This is a genomic window from Thermogemmatispora aurantia, assembly GCF_008974285.1.
Lineage (GTDB): Bacteria > Chloroflexota > Ktedonobacteria > Ktedonobacterales > Ktedonobacteraceae > Thermogemmatispora > Thermogemmatispora aurantia.
On the sequence record NZ_BKZV01000004.1, the window covers coordinates 582876 to 600857 of the forward strand.

A 17982-nucleotide genomic window follows, 5' to 3' on the forward strand; every position below is an offset into this window, starting at 1 on the left:
CTGATCCTCAAGGGAGGAAACCGCACTACGAGACGATCCGCGCCCGCTCCAGCAGCAGTGTTACCCCAAAATATCGGCGCTCGCCATCGAGGAGCACGCACACGCTGCCTTCCTCGCTAATGAAAGCCACCACGCCGCGCGCCCCTGGCCGCCGCGGATCGGGCGGGAAGCGTCGACGATGGGGAAACAAGAGATCCTCGGGGATTTCAACGACCCGCCCGCAGAGCGTGCGGCGGGCGCGGGAGACGATTTCATCGTAGTAGGGCGTGCGCCGGCGCACCTGCCGCCGGCGGGCAGGGATAAGCAAAGGGACGGACATATAAGCCCTCCTTTAAAGGAAAAGAGAGGAATATAAGAGGAATGGATTGGGGGAATGAACGCCAGGACTGCTGGCCGAGCGCCTCCGCTGCGGCGCCACCCTCTCCCTCTTCTCGATCTCCTGATCGGGGGATTGAGCAGCGGCCCGCCCGCAGCGGCCCTTCCGCGGGCTGCCTCCTCCTCCCTTTCTCTTTGGCCGCGGGCGCCAACCTCCTGGCCGGGGACGATCCGTATTCGGTTGTCAGGGTTCGTGAGATCGGAACCTGCCATGCAGGACCGCGCCCAAGGGGGCGCTACCTAGTGTGATCACTATGCAAATGCTCTAGACTAAGATTACAATGATCTAGACCACTTTGTCAAGGGGCATTTTATAAGTATTGATTTTCCTCTTGTCAAGTGCTATTTCTAGGATATAACCTAGAGCGGAGGATTGCATGTCTCCCGACACCAAGATTGACTCTATTATGGATGACCTTCGTCGTCGTATCCTTGCAGGAAGCTACGGGACCCAAGGACGTCTTCCCGGGTTAAGGATGCTGGCGAGGGAATTCCGGACATCTCAAGAAACCATGAATAAAGTTATCCAGAGGCTCCAGGCTGAGGGGTTGCTCTCGAGCCTGGGTCAGCGAGGGATCTTCATTCGAGCTAGCAGAACCCGTATTCCAGGGCTGCTCCCTCGTTTTGATCTCTATCTAAAAGAGATGGGACTTGAACCAGTGGAGGAAAACCTGGAGGATCCCGCACTGATTCCAGTGCCGCCGGAAATTGCTGATCTTATGGGGGTTCCGCCAGATGCTCGTGTTGTCCGCCGCATTCGGAGACAAGGTACTATCACTGCTTACATGCGGATTGCAGAAAATTTTTATCCTCAAGAACTTGCTGGAGAATTCATCGAGCAGATGAAAGCGGATGCCCACATGGATGTCGTTGAGGCGATTAAACAGCGGCATGGCATAGTCATCAATCAGGTCCATGAAGATATTATTGCTCGTCTCCCCTCTAAGCAGGAGCAAAGCTGGCTCAAGATCCCAAGAGGATCGCCGATTATGGAGGTGGATCGCGTCTGTCGATCAAAGGAGGGTACAGTTGTGATGTGCAATCGGTTGCTTCTCGTCGCAAGTTTTTTCGTTTTGTCCCGGGAGTACAATGTCTCTCATTGGGATCAGGTTTAAGTTCGAAGGGGGAATTCTAGCGAGAGGAATACAAAGCAAAGCAGAGGAAGAGGAAGAAGAGGAACCTAGTGCTGGTTCCAATCCCTCAACGGGCTTAAGCAGCGTTCCGACGGTCCCCTCTTTAGAGTAGCATCAGGAGCGGCGTCCGTCAAGCTGTTTCGAGCATCCCACAACAGCGGTCACTCCTGACCGCTTTCATGCGGCCATGATGCCAGCCCCTGTGGTCCTGCGGTGGCTGGCGAGGCCCTTCGAGCATCGCTGCGTGGGAAGCCGGGTGCCGGGATGCTCGAAGCGAACGGCAACAGCGGCACCAGCGGCAGCAAGAGGGAGCACCTTGCCTTGGGAAGGGTTGACGGCGGTGGCTCGGGATGGTATGGTAAAGGCCAGGGTATTCAGACGCAGCCATGCACCTTCGTATGAGGAGAGCCTGATGGAGAACGGATCACTGGAGCAGCGCTTTGCCGCCTTTGAGACGAAGGTGAGCGGGCAGCTCACGGATATCATCGGCCTGTTGCAGCAGTTGGTCGCCGAGGTGCGGGATCAGGGCCACCGCCTCAACGCGGTGGAGATCCGTATGAATACGTTTGAGAACCGGATGGCCGGCTTCGAGAACCGGATGGCCGGCTTCGAGCAGCGGCTCAGTGCGCTGGAGGCGCGGCTCAACGAGCAGCAGCAGAGCATCTCTTTGCTCAACACCTTCCAGCGCAAGATGATGCAGAAGATGGGGATTGAATACGAGTAGAGGCCTGGCCCTCGCCCTCAGCAGGCCAGGGCCAGCTCGTGATTGCGGCGCCGGATCGGCGCCTTTTTTGTTGGGTGTCGGGTTCCGATCCCTAATCGGGCGAGAGCAGCCTTCTGACGTCGAGCCGGTCCTGCGATGGGATCGGCATGAGATCAGTTTTCAATCCCTGAACGGGCTAGAGCGGCGTTCGGACGTGGTCGTGTCCGAGCGGGCCGCTGGTGATCTGGCGAGTTCCAATCCCACATCGGGCTTAGGCGGCGTTCGGACCCTAGCCGTTCCCTCCAGGACGGATGACGTTCCAATCCCACATCGGGCTTAAGCAGCGTTTCGACGGCAAATATGACTGAATTTGAACGATTGCGGAACAAGTTCCAATCCCTCAACGGGCTTAAGCAGCGTTCCGACGGTCCGACCTATATCTCCGGTCCCAGTTGCCGCCGCCAAGTTCCAATCCCTCAACGGGCTTAAGCAGCGTTCCGACCCAGGGATCTTTTGCCACTCGAGGAGGGCATTTCGATGTTCCAATCCCTCAACGGGCTAGAGCAGCGTTTCGACCCGGTCTGCCTTGACGGTTAGGGCGATCTCCATGTTGGTTCCAATCCCTAATCGGGCTAGAGCAGCGTTTCGACTCGACCCTGGCGACTGCTTTCCTCTCTCCAGTATATCCCCGGGTTCCAATCCCTAATCGGGCTAGAGCAGCGTTTCGACTTAAACGATTCTATGATTATGCGGCCTCGCGACAGGATGAGTTCCAATCCCTAATCGGGCTAGAGCAGCGTTTCGACCCTTCTCTGATCTTCCTATTGTATCAATTCCTACCGTTCCAATCCCTCAACGGGCTTACGCGGTGTTCCGACACAGACAAGGAAAGGACAAGACAAGAAAGGAGATTGCCGTTCCAATCCCTCAACGGGCTAGAGCAGCGTTTCGACGGCGCGGGCCTGCCTGCTCAAGGTAGACCTTAGAAGGTTCCAATCCCTCAACGGGCTTAAGCAGCGTTCCGGCAGCAGCACAATATTGAGGCATGGTACGCGATCGGGTTCCAATCCCTCAACGGGCTTACGCGGCGTTCCGACGTAGCTCGGGCCCTCAGTGAGGGCCTAGGGCGTCCTCTCTCAATTGTTCCAATCCCTCAACGGGCTTAAGCAGCGTTCCGACCATAGCCAAAGCCTTCGCCCAGAGTAATAGCGATAAGTTCCAATCCCTCAACGGGCTTAAGCAGCGTTCCGACAAACCACATGGGTTCGAGCTGGGGGGAAGTCCATTGAGTTCCAATCCCTCAACGGGCTTAAGCAGCGTTCCGACCAATTCGGGACGGAGACCTCGCTAGAGGAACTTATCCAAGTTCCAATCCCACATCGGGCTAGAGCAGCGTTCCGACTCCTCGACGCTGCTGAAGTCGCGCGAATTCTCAGGGTGGTTCCAATCCCTCAACGGGCTAGAGCAGCGTTTCGACTCTCGACTGCGTGCGCCCTGGCGACGCTCTAGACGCGGGTTCCAATCCCTAATCGGGCTAGAGCAGCGTTTCGACGACGGCGAGCACGACCAGGTGCACGCCGAACCGCTCGTTCCAATCCCTAATCGGGCTAGAGCAGCGTTTCGACAGCCCCCTTTCTAGGGTAGCATCAGGAGCGGCGTCCGTCAAGCTTTTTCGAGCATCCCACAACAGCGGTCAGTAGTGACCTCATTTGTATGGTCATGATGCCAGCCCCTGTGGCCCTGCGGTGGCTTGTGAGGCCCTTCGAGCATCGCTGCGTGGGAAGCCGGGAGCCGGGATGCTCGAAGCGAACGGCACGAGCGGCACCAGCGGCAGCAAGAGGGCGCACCTTGCCTTGGGAAGGGTTGACCACGATGGCTCGGGAGAGGAAGGGAGAGGCAGCAATGTTCAGGAGGGGATTGAATACGAGGAGGAGCCTGGTCCTGGCCTGCGGAGGGCGAGGGCCAGCTCGTGATCGCTGCGCCGATCCCACATCGGGCTTAAGCAGCGTTCCGACCCTCTTTCAGACTCATGAATATCTGATCATTAATCTGTTTCAATCCCACATCGGGCTTAAGCAGCGTTTCGACGGGCAGATCCCCGCAAGTCCATGAAGGCAGGTCCCGCGGTTCCAATCCCTCAACGGGCTTAAGCGCGGTTCTGACTCTGCGCTGGATGCCAATGACAATCCCATCACCAGCTTTGGCTTTCAATCCCTCAACGGGCTTAAGCGCGGTTCTGACTTTGGATACAATCAGGGAAACATCATATTATAAGGTTCTTTCAATCCCTCAACGGGCTTAAGCGCGGTTCTGACGCTGAGTCTAGTACGTCAGCTAGAGGACGCCCGCCCTTTCAATCCCTCAACGGGCTTAAGCGCGGTTCTGACGCGGCCTGGGTCCCGCTGGAGGCGTTGTCTCCATGTCTTTCAATCCCTCAACGGGCTTAAGCGCGGTTCTGACTCAGAAGCACTTCCTCATTTCGCGCTCGCATCTGCCTGCTTTCAATCCCTCAACGGGCTTAAGCGCGGTTCTGACCAGCACAGTTGCCACTTCCTCATCAATGGTGAGCGCCCTTTCAATCCCTCAACGGGCTTAAGCGCGGTTCTGACGAAAGGAGAGCGATTCAGCAGCCGCCGCCATCGCCGGTCTTTCAATCCCTCAACGGGCTTAAGCGCGGTTCTGACGCTGGCGGACGATCTCATCCGCCAGCTGGACCGCTGGCTTTCAATCCCTCAACGGGCTTAAGCGCGGTTCTGACCATGGGGGCCGCCGCCGCCGGCTGAAAGGGCTGAGGCTTTCAATCCCTCAACGGGCTTAAGCGCGGTTCTGACATCATGCCGATCCCCGTGCAAGATCGGCTCGACGTCGCTTTCAATCCCTCAACGGGCTTAAGCGCGGTTCTGACCAAGCTCAGAATACGGCTTTCTTGTCGTCATGGCTGTCTTTCAATCCCTCAACGGGCTTAAGCGCGGTTCTGACTCGCGAAGTAGAGGCGCTTCTCAGAAATTTAGCGACTTTCAATCCCTCAACGGGCTTAAGCGCGGTTCTGACGAAGGAGCATGAGCCATTGAAGCCCACTGGCCTTCTTGCCTTTCAATCCCTCAACGGGCTTACGCGCGGTTCTGACGGATTGGCCTCTATTGCCCGGGCAGATCATCCAGCCTGCTTTCAATCCCTCAACGGGCTTACGCGCGGTTCTGACTCCAGCACTGCCTGGCTCCTGCTCAATAAAGATCGGAGCTTTCAATCCCTCAACGGGCTTACGCGCGGTTCTGACGTAGGAGACGGCTAAGTCTCCCGGCTTCAATCCTACCTCAGCTTTCAATCCCTCAACGGGCTTACGCGCGGTTCTGACTCGAAAGGCCGAGGGTGAGCATGTCGCCGCTCATGCCGCCTTTCAATCCCTCAACGGGCTTACGCGCGGTTCTGACGGAGGAAAGGAAGGCGCAGCATCTACGCCTCCGATCTTTCAATCCCTCAACGGGCTTACGCGCGGTTCTGACCGGAACAATAGGACAACATCATCCAGCATAGCGAGCTTTCAATCCCTCAACGGGCTTACGCGCGGTTCTGACAGCCCCCTCTCTAGAGTAGCATCAGGAGCGGCCTCCGTCAAGTCGTTTCGAGCATCCCAAAAAAGCGGTCATCGCTGACCGCTATTACGCGGCCATGATGCCAGCCCCTGTGGCCCTGCGACAGCTTGTGAGGCCCTTCGAGCATCGCTGCGTGGGAAGCCGGGAGCCGGGATGCTCGAAGCGAACGGCACGAGCGGCACCAGCGGCAGCACGAGGGAGCATCTTGCCTCGGGACGGGTTGACGACGGCCATGCGGGATGGTATGGTAAAGGCCAGGGTATTCAGACGCAGCTATGCACCTTCGTATGAGGAGAGCCTGATGGAGAACGGATCACTGGAGCAGCGCTTTGCCGCCTTTGAGGCGAAGGTGAGCGGGCAGCTCACGGATATCATCGGGCTGCTGCAGCAGTTGGTGGCCGAGGTGCGGGATCAGGGGCACCGGCTCGGGGCACTGGAAGCCCGGGTGACGACAGTGGAGGCGCGGCTCAATGAGCAGCAGCAGAGCATCTCTTTGCTCAACACCTTCCAGCGCAAGATGATGCAGAAGATGGGGATTGAATACGAGTAGGGGTCTGGTTGACAGATGGCGCCTGCAGGAGGCCAGCAGGAGAAAGGAAGACCGTGATGGAGAACGGATCATTGGAGCAGCGCTTTGCCGCCTTTGAGGCGAAGGTGAGCGGGCAGCTCACGGATATCATCGGGCTGCTGCAGCAGTTGGTCGCCGAGGTGCGGGATCAGGGGCACCGGCTGAATGCGGTGGAGATCCGCATGAATACGTTTGAGAACCGGATGGCCGGCTTTGAGCAGCGGCTTAGTGTGCTGGAGGCGCGGCTCAACGAGCAGCAGCAGAGCATCTCTTTGCTCAACACCTTCCAGCGCAAGATGATGCAGAAGATGGGGATTGAATACGAGTAGGGGCCTGGCCCTCGCCCTCCGCAGGCCAGGGCCAGCTCGTGATTGCAGGTTCCAATCCCTTTTTCAATCCCCCATCGGTTCCAATCCCTTTTTCAATCCCTCAGCGGGCTTACGCGGTGTTCCGACAGCCCCCTTTCTAGGGTAGCATCAGGAGCGGCGTCCGTCAAGCTTTTTCGAGCATCCCACAAAAGCGGTCAGCAGTGACCGGTTGTGCGCGGCCATGATGCCAGCCCCTGTGGCCCTGCGGTGGCTTGTGAGGCCCTTCGAGCATCGCTGCGTGGGAAGCCGGGAGCCGGGATGCTCGAAGAGAACGGCAGCAGCGGCACCAGCGGCAGAGTGGGTTTCGTGAGCAGCGCTTGACAGCGACTGCGGGGGATGGTAAGGTAGAGGCAGCAGTGTTCAGGAGGGCCCGATGGAGCAGCGGATTGCCGACCTGGAGCGGCGCGTCAGCGAGCTGGAGTTTGTCTACCGGAACCTGGCGAAGGATACGACCATACTCTATGGCATCCTGCGGATGGATTTGGATGCCCTCAAGGAGCGGACAGAGCGGATCGAGCAGCGTCTCGACACGCTGAGTGGAGAGGTCGCGCAGGTCCAGGTGCGCCTGGATCGCCTGGAGCAGCAGATGGACCAGCGGTTTGCCCAGGTGGACCAGCGGTTTGCCCAGGTGGATCAGCGGTTTGCCCAGGTGGACCAGCGGTTTGCCCAGGTGGACCAGCGGTTTGCCCAGGTGGATCAGCGCTTTGATCGCCTGGAGCAGCAGATGGACCAACGGTTTGCCCAGGTGGACCAGCGCTTTGATCGACTAGAGCAGCAGATGGGGCAGATTCTGACGCTGCTCCAGAAGCAACAAGGCAGCTAGCGTCAATCAGCACGAGGATGCCGCCTACGCCCGCTTAGGGATTGAAAGGCAGCGCCAGGGGATCAAACTCCGCATTGTAGGCCCAGATAGAGGCACAGCCCTCCAGGACCGCACACAGCTCCCCCCACCTCTCCGTCAAGGGCGGCGCATGCTGGAGCGCCTCATCGCTGATCCCGTGGAGGGCCCGCGCCCCTGGCGTCACAGGCGCATCCGGCTGGATCAGCGAACGAAAGAGCAGCTTCCCCTTCCCATCGATCACCGCGATCTCTCCCACTTGGAAGCCCGGGTCTTCGGGCAATCCTGTCGTCTCCGTGTCAACAATGGCAATGTCCCGGGCCAGCTCTTCCCGCAGTCAGGCCCGTATCTCCTGCTGCTGCTGGCGCACCCGTTGCGCTTCCTCACACACCCAGCAGAGCCGGAGCCGCCGGCGGCGGCGCCCAGGCTCAATCTTCCCCCCACAGCTCTCGCAGGTCAGCCAGCGACGCCAGCCCTCCCTTGCCCGTTCCAGCGCTTGCCGCTGCGCTTCCGTCAGCGCCTTGGCTGAAGCTGCCTCATGGACCCAGTAGAGCAACACCTGCCGGGGGCGCCCCGCCGATCGCTCATAGCAGCCCGCGGGCTGCTGGCCCGGGGCCAGGCGCAACCCCCGGCGGCGCAGGCCGGAGACGGTTGCCAGCCGCTCCCAGTCAATCTGGGCGTACGCGAACACCCGCAGACCCACACACTCCGTCCGAGGCTTTGCCTGCCACGTTTTGTGGCAGACGGTACATCGCCATCCTGTGGAAATCCGTTCGAGCTGATGTTCTTGATATTCCTGATGTTCTGCCATCGCTGGTCTCTCCTTCTTCATGACTTCGGCGCCGTGCTTCCGCAGTCCGAGGAGCGACGCACGTCGTCCCTCGGGAGCGGCAGCGCGCAGGGGTGGGCATGAGATCCCTGTCGTGGGTCGGGAGCAAGGGAGTGGAGCTGTTGGAGGTGGAGGATCAGGGGATCAGCTCCTGCCAGTGGCTGGGTTCAGCGCACAGTCCTGCGCCACTGGGACACGCGCGTCGGGTCGCCTTGCGCCGAGGCGGCAGTCGATCCACAGAGGCAGCTAGCGCAGGTAGTGACGCAGCACCACCTCCACACGACGATGCCCGAGGGCCGACGCCACCGCCTCCACGGCTGCCCGATCATAGTCCGCTGGGCGCAGCCGGCCCCGAGCCGGTGGCAGCTCCCGTTCCGACAGCAGCCGATACAGCGCCTGCGCATACTCGCGCCGCAGGGCGTGCACGTCCAGATGGGACGGGATGCGTGCAAAGACCCGCTCCTCGGGCCGGCGCCCTGCCCACAGCCGTTGCAGCAGCTCCTCCACGCCCGGCAGCACGGGCGCCACCCGCGGGCGGCCTCCCTTGCCGTGGCGCACGAGCACCACCCCCGCTGCCAGGTTGAGATCCGCCACGCGCAGCGCCGCCACTTCTCGCCGGCGCAAGCCGGTTGCCCGCAGGAAGGTGATCAGCTCCTGCCAGTGGGCCGGGTTCAGGTCGTGATCCTGTGCCACCGGGCCACGCGAGCGCCGGATCAGCTCCCGCCGCCGGGGCGGCAGTGTGACCGAGGCAGCCAGCGCCGGATCGCCAAAGAAGAGCCGCAGGGCGGAACGGGTCGTCGCCAGCGTCCAGGGCGAGAGGCCCGTCTCTATTCCCCGCAGCAGATAGGCCGTGGCCAGCTCCTCGGCGCGCGCGTCTACCTCGGCCAACCGGCGCAGCCCAGAGGTGGCCCGCGCCCACTTCAGGAAGCGGATCACCTGCTCCTGATAGACGGAGCGGGTCTTGTAACTGTGGATGCGCCCCGTCGAGCAGGTCCAGTCGAGCTGTCCCTGCTGGCGAGCGGTCTGCTTGGCCGTATGCCGGCTCTCGCCGATGGCCATCAGGCCGTCGAGCCGCTCGATGGCTTCGCGGATCAGGCTCTTGCGATGCGTGGGCATGCTGCTCCTGGTGCTCCTGCGGTGCTGGCTGGTGGCTGCCAGGCCAGCTCGTGCTTCCTGCCACCGCACGACTTGCCATCCCACGAGTTCAACCGTGTCCGTCCCCCTGCAGGGCGGCTGCCCTGGGCTGTCCTGTTCCCTCTGGACAGCGAGCGGGGAGGGGACGAGTCCCCCGTTCTCTTCTCTCGCTCTGTTTAGACCGCGGTGAAGCCGTCTGGAGCGCGCGAAAGGATGCGTTCCTGGCATCCCTGGACAGCGAGCGAGCGGGTCACCGACCTGGCGAGAGCGGGGCTCAACCAGCGCAGGCCGGCTGCGGCTGTCCATGTCAGGCTGGTGCGGTGCGGCGTTCCAGCGGAGCGGTCCCTCCTTGCGAGCCAGGTCAGGCCAGGCACAGCGCCAGGGGCATCGTCTGTTCCTGCCCTCGGTGGGAGAGTGCTCTGGGATCAGGGGGAAACGCCGGCGGCAGCGCTTCGCCTTCCCGAGGCCGCAACACATTCGCAACACTGCAAGCATACCCGCGCGACCCGGGAACCACGCGGGAACGAGAGGGGAACATCCTGGGAAGGGAACGGGAACGCAGAGGGAAGGGGTCCGTCCCCGAGCAGGGGAGAGCAGGAATGGAACGAATGGCCTGCTTTATTTCAATCCCAGAGCGATTTCAATCCCAGAGCGGGCTTAAGCAGCGTTCCGACGTACCAGTGCACGTGCTTGTGCATAAACCATATCATCTTTCAATCCCACATCGGGCTTAAGCAGCGTTCCGACGCAGCGCTGTCATCGCCGGCTGATCGTGCCAGCCCTTGCTTTCAATCCCAGAGCGGGCTGAGGCGGCGTTCGGACGTGGCTCCTCCGGGCCTTTGAGGCCCTCAGTGGCATCTTTCAATCCCAGAGCGGGCTGAGGCGGCGTTCCGACAACTGGTCAATCTGACTCCCCATGATATTGTCATCCGCTTTCAATCCCACATCGGGCTGAGGCGGCGTTCCGACCTTCGATGCTGAGCGCAAGGTAGAGAAACGCTCTCCCAATGCTTTCAATCCCACATCGGGCTTACGCGGTGTTCCGACTCTTGCGCTTGACAAGCGCCAGTTGCTGAGCAGTTCTTTCAATCCCACATCGGGCTTACGCGGTGTTCCGACTCGACGGCGGCGCCGGCCCCGGAATGGAAACGGCTGGAGACTTTCAATCCCACATCGGGCTTACGCGGTGTTCCGACGTCTTGCCGCGCATTGCACGCAGGCTATCTGCGGTCACTTTCAATCCCACATCGGGCTTACGCGGTGTTCCGACCCTGGTCTTGCTCACGGATCTGCACTAACAACCGAGACTTTCAATCCCACATCGGGCTTACGCGGTGTTCCGACTCTACCGAGGGGCGCGCAAACTCATGTAACTGCGCTCTTTCAATCCCACATCGGGCTTACGCGGTGTTCCGACCGAAGGCACGAGATAACGTAGCCTTCTGCACGAGATCTTTCAATCCCACATCGGGCTTACGCGGTGTTCCGACGGGAGAGCCGGGCCCCAAGGGGAAGGGCACGCCATTCTTTCAATCCCACATCGGGCTTACGCGGTGTTCCGACAAAGCCGGCGGGGCGGCTGCCGTATTCTGCCGCAGAGGCTTTCAATCCCACATCGGGCTTACGCGGTGTTCCGACTGGGAGGAGATCAAGGGTCTCCTCCAGAAAGCCCACCTTTCAATCCCACATCGGGCTTACGCGGTGTTCCGACCACGTTGCTGCCCCCATCTCGCTGCTTGCGCACTCCATCCGCTTTCAATCCCACATCGGGCTTACGCGGTGTTCCGACTTCAATTGCCTTGGGCATGGCTGCCCCCAAGCTCTTTCAATCCCACATCGGGCTTACGCGGTGTTCCGACTGGGCGATTGATCTGAGCCGGCTTGCCTCAATCTGGGCTTTCAATCCCACATCGGGCTTACGCGGTGTTCCGACTTAAAGACGATATCTTATATTTAGTACGTCCTTATGTGGATCTTTCAATCCCACATCGGGCTTACGCGGTGTTCCGACAGTCCCCTCTCTAGGGTAGCATCAGGAGCGGCGTCCGTCAAGCTGTTTCGAGCATCCCAAAAAAGCGGTCACTGCTGACCGCTTTCATGCGGTCATGATGCCAGCCCTTGTGGCCCTGCGGCAGCTTGTGAGGCCCTTCGAGCATCGCTGCGTGGCATGGCGGGAGCCGAGATGCTCGAAGCGAACGGCACGAGCGGCAAGAGCGGCAGAATGGGTCTCGTGAGCAGCGCTTGACAGCGACTGCGGGGGATGGTAAGGGAGAGGCAGCAGTGTTCAGGAGGGTCTGATGGAGCGAGCAGCGGATTGCCGACCTGGAGCGGCGCGTCAGCGAGCTGGAGTTTGTCTACCGGAACCTGGCGAAGGATACGACCATGCTCTATGGCATCCTGCGGATGGATTTGGATGCCCTCAAGGAGCGGATAGAGCGGATCGAGCAGCGTCTCGACACGCTGAGTGGAGAGGTCGCGCAGGTCCAGGTGCGCCTGAATCGACTAGAGCAGCAGATGGGGCAGATTCTGACGCTGCTCCAGAAGCCGCAAGGTAGCAGGGCGGAAGACCCCTCTCGCCCGATGTGGGATTGAAATGAAATGAAATGAAATCAACAGAGGAGAATGAGAAGAGAGCAGGCTGGAAGGAACAGCCAGGGAGAGAGAGGGAGCGGTGCGAGGAATGCAGCGCTCCCTCTTGAGCGGAAAGAGGTTGCAACGGTTCTGATCTCCTTGGGGGTTCTATTCTCCAATGCTAGAGGTTTCTGAAAGAGAAGAAAGGAAGCGCTGGCTGATGCGCCTGATGGTTTCATAGGAGACGTTGTAATCCTGTGCAACCTGTCGTAGGGGTTCCTGATGCTCAAGAACACGAGAAGCGATCACAGGCCACTCCTCGCGAGGGATACGAGGGCGAGGGGAAGGGGGAGCAGAGCGAGCGGTGGGCCTTGGCTGTGAGGGAGAAGCAGAGGGGAGAAGCGACTCCCCCGTCAGGGATTGCTGGAGGGTCTGAGCGAGGGGATGAGAAGGAAGGAGGAAAAGAGGGGCCACTGGTGAGAGAGAAATCGAAGCCCGTCGGTTCCGCTTCCGGTAAAATTCCAAGAAACCCCCTCCGCGATGAGATGAGGAGTCGTCGCGGAGGGGGTTTCTCATCTCCTCTTCTTCCTCCTCTCCCTCTCTATCCATTCTCTCGGCCTGGTATCGCTCTGATCTCCTGAGTCTGGCCGCTTCCATCCCTGCCAGGCCGTGGCCCGCAGTCCATCGCCAGCCCTGCAGGGGCAATCGCGGTGGCTAGTGACTCACACCGTGGACGCCTTGTATCAGACCAGCTGAGGCATCGTGCACCAGCCCCTGCCTGGGGAGGCATATCGTGGGAAGGAGATTGGAGAGGGAGGGGATCACCTGTCTCCTTTCGGACTCGAAGGAGATCCCTGATGATACCCCCTCAAATACTGTCGGTGGAGTGCGCTGGAAGAAGGAGTTTCCGTTTCAATCCCAGAGGGGCTTCTTCGCTGATGCTGACGGCCCCTCCTCCAGGAGAAGCACCTGGAGCCGTCACCGTCAAGCCGTTTCGAGGATCCCAAAAAATCGGTCGGCAGTGACCGCTTCCATGCGGTCATGATCTCAGCCACTTTGGTCCTCAGACGACCTGAAAAGCCGTTCGAGGATCGCTACATGAGCAGCTGGGTGCTGAGATCCTCGAAATGACGGGCATCTCATTACCGCAACAGTATCAGAGGCATGTTCCCCTTCTCATGCGTCTCCCCGATGGAGCCGCCCCTTGCCTCCTCTCCACGCTGGAAACGGTCCGTCGCTGCTGGCTCCCAGGCCCGACCACAGCGCCAGCAGCGCGCAGCTTCGGACCGCGCTCGCGTAGGAAGCGCCTTACGAAACGCTCCACCAGACCTAGCAGCCAGCAACTGTGGTGCTGCAGCGCCTCATGACAGCGGCGCTGCAGCAAAGCCTGCGCGATAGCGAGCTGCTGGAACCCCGGCAGCAGGGTCGCATCCGCGGAGCGCGAAGAGTGTTCGAGTCTCAGGCGTCCTCTGCTATCGGCTGTGCAGAGTCAGCTGGAGGCTGCGAAGCTGGCGATGGACTGCCCGTCCCACCGCTGCTGCCGCCCATGCTCCAGGCCAGCGGGCTGAACAATCAGCTATGAATTGATTACGTTTGCGTAGGTTAGTGTCCAGCTTATCCAGTACAAAGTCAAGCTGAGGAGAGAATATACAACTAGATGACAGCGATGAATCACACGATTTCAGTAGAGATTTGCTGGACCAGGGCGGCTACCTGAGTGTGACTATTGGCGTCGCCCCTATCTGTCGCTGGACCTTACAGACACGAGCCAGTTTGTGAGCCATTGGTGGCGGGAGATGCGGGCCTTCGCCCAAGGACAATGACTGAAGGTGCAGCTGTGTAGCCTGGCGCAGGAGCTGGAGGAGTTCTTGCCGCTGGTGGGCTATAACTTCACCAAATACCAGATGTGCTACGATCCCCAACGGTATCGGATGAAGATGCAAATCCCTGGCCGAGAGCCCGAGGGAGTGCGCGATCCTGTTCGAACTGCCCTGGGAGGGGCTGGTCATCGGCTCCTGCCTCTTCTATCATTACAAGGGTCTGCTTTATGCACACATGATAGGCATTCTCCCTGGTGTTCCCAAAAAGGTATTCCCTTCACGCGGTATTGCTACTTCACAGCAATCCGACCTGGTCGTTTCTCTGGCAGTATATCATGGCTGTCCTGCTCAGCGACTTCGGCATCGGGCTGCTGACCATCAGCTTCTCCGCTACCCTCAAGCCCGACGCGGAAGCAGAGGGCATCGCCGCCTACATAGTTCCAGTTTTCCCCAAGAGATCAGGGGTGAGATGGTGCTGATCAGACTGCAAGCTGTGAGCCGCTGTGGAATCCTGGCGGTGCAGGCCAGGGCACAGGGGCCACCGGCAGAAAAGCCTTCCACGGTAAAGTGCTTGGGACCCAGATGATCGGCGACTTCCGCGACGTCATCAGGCCAGTCGAGCAGCCGAGTGGAGAGCGGGAGAAATGAAACAGCCGTCTTCAAGTTCAGACTCAGACGATGGGGAAAGGATGAGACAGGGAAGATAGTGGGGGAGAGACGAGGGGAAAGGTGAAAAGGTCGATAAACACAGGTGATCCTTCAGCCAGCCTTCCACCTCTCCTTCTCGTCAGCGCCCCCCTTCCCGTGCCCAGGCAAACCGCTCTGCGCGACGGTGGCTGCGCACGTCTGCTCACCGGTTCCATTGATGATCACAATCCTCCTCGACAATAACCCAGTTTGATGGCTGTTGCTCCCTCTCCTCCTGCGACCAATCTCTCAGGTCGGGAGCTTCCGAGGGGATTAAAACAGGTGTTCTCTCTAGGTAAAACAATCTCTGCCGAGGATTATATGGCTGTCAGAGCAGGCCCGTCAAGGAGTTGGCTGGTCAAAAAGAGTTGTGGACTGACGTAGACCTCGTTCTCTGCGAATGTAGAGGCGCGAGCATCATCGTCGCCAGTCCATCCCTACAAGGGACCCGCTGGTCGCTGGGAAAGCTGTTGCTTGTTGCTCTCTCCCTCGGCGACTCTCAGGGCAGGGCCTAAAGCCTTTCTCTGCGCTCAGGCTATGCCGGGGAGGGAGAGAAGTAGCAGAGCGGCAGACGACAGCGAAAAAGAGGGCTGGCCAGGGCTAAGGAGTTGCGGCTCCCTGGCTCAGAAGACGCAGTGTATAACCTAGCGCTTTCCCGCTCAGCGGCCCAAAGCGTCCCTCTGGGGGCGTCGGAACCTCGGGATCAAGTGCCAGGTCGACCAGCTCAGGCGCGTAGAGATACTCCCCGAGCAGGAGCGCCAGGCCAGTAATGCCAGCATGGATATCCAGGCGACTGGTGGTAATCTGCAAATCGCGGGTAGCCAGCGGCAAGGAACGCCGATAGACCACTTCGCGAATGCCGGCAAGCAGTGGCTCATCGGCGTGAGCCAGGCGACCGCCTAAGACCACCAGCGAAGGGTTGAGCAGGCTCACCGCGTCGGAGATGGCCTGGCCCAGCACACGGGCCGCCTGACGAGCCAGATGGACCGCGTCCTGCTGGCCGGCTCGGATCAGGCGAACCACCTCATAGGTCGAATGGACCTGGTGACCGAGTGCGCGGAGATCGCGCAGCAATGCCCAGCCACCGGCATAGGCTTCCACACAACCGCGATTACCACAGCGGCAGAGAGGAGGGGTCGTCAGATTGGCCAGGTCGCCGCTGTAGGGGATGTGACCGAGGTCCCCAGCTGCTCCTTGGGCGCCACGCAGAATCTGCCCGTTCGAAATAATGCCGCAGCCGACTCCCGTCCCTACCTTGACCATCAACATATGCGGGTGCTCTGGCCAGCAGGCCTTATATTCTCCAAAGGCCATCACGTTCACATCATTGTCCACCAGCGTCGGACAGGCAAAGCGCTCGAGAAAGTAGCCCGGGATGTCAAAGCCGTCCCAGCCGGTCATAATCGGTGGGCTGACCACACGCCCGGTGGCAAACTCCACGGGGCCAGGGACACTGATCCCGATGCCATGCACCTTCTGGGGAGCCACCTGCTGCTGTTGCAGAAGGGCCAAAAACGTCCTCGTCACCTGCTCAAGCACAGGATGGGGCCCGGCAGCGACATCTAGCTCACTGGCTTCCTCCGCCAGAATAGCCCCAGCCAGATCTGTCAGTGCACAGCGCAAATGACTGGCCCCAACGTCAGCAGTCAAAAATACCCCGCGCGCCGCATTGAATTTGAATTGCGTCGGCGGACGGCCCCCAGTCGAGGCGCTGGCTCCATCCGGTACCAGCAACCCGGCAGCGAGCAGCTGCTCCAGGCGCTGCGTGACTGTCGAGCGTGCCAGGCCGGTCAGGCGGATCACATCCGCCCGCGTGCGCGCCTGGCCAGTGCGAAACAGGGCGAGAACAGCTCCTGACCGCGAGGCATCGTTGCCCTCAAGTGGTGATTTCATCAGCGTGGCACTCCTCACAGCTCCGAAAATAGAGAGGGCTACCTGCGCCGGCAGTCCATGCTAGCCACAGGTGCATTTGGCATATTCGCCTTTATTCTACCAAGGAGAGGGGGTCTTCTCAAGATTACCCTGCAGGATTCTGCTATATTTGGTCCGAAGATACCAAACTTTTGCTTGACATAATACATAAGTACGGCTATAATTTGCCAATAGTGAAGGGTCCCTCGACTCAGCCGGGCAGAAGTCATTGCTGAGTCGACCAAAGCGTTGCATCGACTATTTTTATTCTTGTCAGAGACAGACGGAAGGAGGCGCTGCAGTGTGCAGGCAATCGCTGATGACAAGGATGAGCCTGATCCTGCTGGCGGTGCTTGGCGTGATCATCACAGCCTGTGGCGGAGCCAGTAGCAGCGGGAGCGGAAGCAGTGGAAGCACGCAAGTTGCAGCTGTGATCAAAGGGCTAGACAACCCGTTCTTCCAGGCCATGCAGCGGGGCATTCAAGACGAAGCCAGGACCGTGGGCGTATCTGTTACTGTCCAGGCAGCCACGAGCATCACGGACACCACTGGTCAGGCGGACAAGCTCCAGGCCCTCGCGGGTCAGAACTACGGCTGCTACATCGTCAACCCTATCAGTGGCACCAACCTGGTTCAGGCTCTGGCGCCTGTCTCCCAGGCTGGCAAACCGATTATCAACATCGATAATCCTATTAGCGCGCAGGCAGCCCAGGCGGCTGGCATCAAAATCAGCACCTACATTGGAACGGACAATATCAGTGCCGGTCATCAGGCAGCTAACGAGATGGCCAAACTGCTACCAACAGGGGGCAAGGTTGCCCTGATTGGAGGCATCGCCGGAGACGTGACCAGCCAGCAGCGTCTCCAGGGTTTTAGCCAGGGTATTCCTGCGACGATCCAGATCGTGCAGACAGTTGCAGCAGACTGGGATCGCCAGAAAGCGCTGACAGCCGCTGGTGATATCCTGCGCGCTCACCCCGATCTCAAAGGCTTTTTTGTCGCCAACGATGACATGGCTCTTGGGGTCGTCCGGGCCATTGCGGACGCTGGGAAACAGGGTCAGGTCAAGGTGGTCAGCGTCGACGGCATCCAGGATGCCTTGAAATCCATTCAAGCGGGTCAGCTCTCGGCCACCGTTTCTCAGTACCCCTATACGATTGGAGCAATGGGGGTCGAGGCCTGCAAGGCGGCGTTGGCAGGTAAAACCCTGCCGGCCAAAGTCACTGCTCCGGTGCTCGTAGTGACCAGCGATAATGTTGCTCAGGCTCTGGCTAGCTTCCCCAAGCCGTTCAGCAGCTATGTTGATCCCTTTCAAGACCTTCTTAAGTAGTCAGGAAGGAAGCAAGCCAGTGAGTGAGTGAGTGGGTGGGTGGGGCGCATGCGAAAGAGCAAGCAGGTATCCGCACGGGCCTGTCAGGGCCGGCAGCGCGACCGCTCCACTCGCTCACTCAT

General features: G+C 59.9%; 14 protein-coding genes and 3 CRISPR repeat arrays. Of the genes, 8 read left to right on the forward strand and 6 right to left on the reverse strand.

Translation table 11 applies throughout. The annotated features are described in order from the left end of the window. Nucleotides 1-25 precede the first annotated feature (25 nt). The gene (locus tag KTAU_RS14885) at nucleotides 26-319 is read right to left on the reverse strand and encodes a hypothetical protein (RefSeq protein WP_151729114.1); all 294 of its coding nucleotides are present in this window, start codon (nucleotides 317-319) and stop codon (nucleotides 26-28) included. A gap of 433 nt (nucleotides 320-752) precedes the next feature. On the opposite strand from KTAU_RS14885, the gene KTAU_RS14890 reads away from it, so the two are divergent. The 6 genes from KTAU_RS14890 (at nucleotide 753) to KTAU_RS14910 (ending at nucleotide 7563) form a co-directional block, all read left to right on the forward strand. Beyond that, nucleotides 753-1490: a GntR family transcriptional regulator gene (locus tag KTAU_RS14890; RefSeq protein WP_151729115.1), complete on the forward strand. Its 738-nt coding sequence runs from the start codon at nucleotides 753-755 to the stop codon at nucleotides 1488-1490. Nucleotides 1491-1920: 430 nt separating this feature from the next. Next, nucleotides 1921-2232: a hypothetical protein gene (locus KTAU_RS14895; protein WP_151729116.1), complete on the forward strand. Its 312-nt coding sequence runs from the start codon at nucleotides 1921-1923 to the stop codon at nucleotides 2230-2232. Between the two features lie 968 nt (nucleotides 2233-3200). Further along, nucleotides 3201-3538: direct repeats of the CRISPR family, unit length 37 nt. Between the two features lie 799 nt (nucleotides 3539-4337). Then, a CRISPR array of direct repeats spans nucleotides 4338-5786; the repeat unit is 37 nt; unit sequence CTTTCAATCCCTCAACGGGCTTAAGCGCGGTTCTGAC. Between the two features lie 171 nt (nucleotides 5787-5957). Further along, nucleotides 5958-6095 (forward strand): hypothetical protein, encoded by a 138-nt coding sequence (locus KTAU_RS21655; RefSeq protein ID WP_170293324.1) that lies wholly within the window; start codon nucleotides 5958-5960, stop codon nucleotides 6093-6095. Nucleotides 6096-6105: 10 nt separating this feature from the next. Beyond that, on the forward strand, nucleotides 6106-6354 hold the full coding sequence (locus KTAU_RS14900) for a hypothetical protein (protein ID WP_069806296.1): 249 nt from the start codon (nucleotides 6106-6108) through the stop codon (nucleotides 6352-6354). 56 nt (nucleotides 6355-6410) lie between these two features. Continuing rightward, nucleotides 6411-6701 (forward strand): hypothetical protein, encoded by a 291-nt coding sequence (locus KTAU_RS14905; RefSeq protein ID WP_069806295.1) that lies wholly within the window; start codon nucleotides 6411-6413, stop codon nucleotides 6699-6701. A 412-nt stretch (nucleotides 6702-7113) separates the two neighbouring features. Further along, a complete protein-coding gene (locus KTAU_RS14910; RefSeq protein WP_069805823.1) occupies nucleotides 7114-7563 on the forward strand; it encodes a hypothetical protein in 450 nt (149 codons plus the stop codon). Between the two features lie 34 nt (nucleotides 7564-7597). Here the strand turns inward: KTAU_RS14910 and KTAU_RS14915 are convergent, their stop codons facing one another. The 3 genes from KTAU_RS14915 to KTAU_RS14925 form a co-directional block, all read right to left on the reverse strand. Then, nucleotides 7598-7915, reverse strand: coding sequence for a 3'-5' exonuclease (locus KTAU_RS14915; protein ID WP_084659123.1), 318 nt, complete (start codon nucleotides 7913-7915; stop codon nucleotides 7598-7600). Then, on the reverse strand, nucleotides 7916-8389 hold the full coding sequence (locus tag KTAU_RS14920; RefSeq protein ID WP_151729117.1) for a hypothetical protein: 474 nt from the start codon (nucleotides 8387-8389) through the stop codon (nucleotides 7916-7918). It lies immediately after the preceding gene. 264 nt (nucleotides 8390-8653) lie between these two features. Continuing rightward, nucleotides 8654-9592 (reverse strand): tyrosine-type recombinase/integrase, encoded by a 939-nt coding sequence (locus tag KTAU_RS14925; protein ID WP_228026476.1) that lies wholly within the window; start codon nucleotides 9590-9592, stop codon nucleotides 8654-8656. 586 nt (nucleotides 9593-10178) lie between these two features. Then, nucleotides 10179-11552: direct repeats of the CRISPR family, unit length 37 nt; unit sequence CTTTCAATCCCACATCGGGCTTACGCGGTGTTCCGAC. A 371-nt stretch (nucleotides 11553-11923) separates the two neighbouring features. On the opposite strand from KTAU_RS14925, the gene KTAU_RS14930 reads away from it, so the two are divergent. Next, entirely contained in the window at nucleotides 11924-12133 is a 210-nt protein-coding gene (locus KTAU_RS14930) for a hypothetical protein (RefSeq protein WP_151729118.1), read from the forward strand. Between the two features lie 2195 nt (nucleotides 12134-14328). On the opposite strand, the gene KTAU_RS22445 is transcribed toward KTAU_RS14930, so the two are convergent. Together KTAU_RS22445 and KTAU_RS14940 are read right to left on the reverse strand one after the other, a co-directional pair. Beyond that, nucleotides 14329-14595, reverse strand: coding sequence for an alpha/beta fold hydrolase (locus KTAU_RS22445; RefSeq protein WP_170293325.1), 267 nt, complete (start codon nucleotides 14593-14595; stop codon nucleotides 14329-14331). Between the two features lie 624 nt (nucleotides 14596-15219). Beyond that, nucleotides 15220-16512 (reverse strand): ROK family protein, encoded by a 1293-nt coding sequence (locus KTAU_RS14940; RefSeq protein WP_151729119.1) that lies wholly within the window; start codon nucleotides 16510-16512, stop codon nucleotides 15220-15222. A 337-nt stretch (nucleotides 16513-16849) separates the two neighbouring features. Here KTAU_RS14940 and KTAU_RS14945 point away from each other — a divergent pair, with 337 nt between their 5' ends. Further along, nucleotides 16850-17860 carry a sugar ABC transporter substrate-binding protein gene (locus KTAU_RS14945; protein ID WP_151729120.1) on the forward strand — a complete coding sequence of 337 codons (1011 nt, stop codon included), beginning with the start codon at nucleotides 16850-16852 and terminating at the stop codon, nucleotides 17858-17860. Nucleotides 17861-17982: the final 122 nt, after the last annotated feature.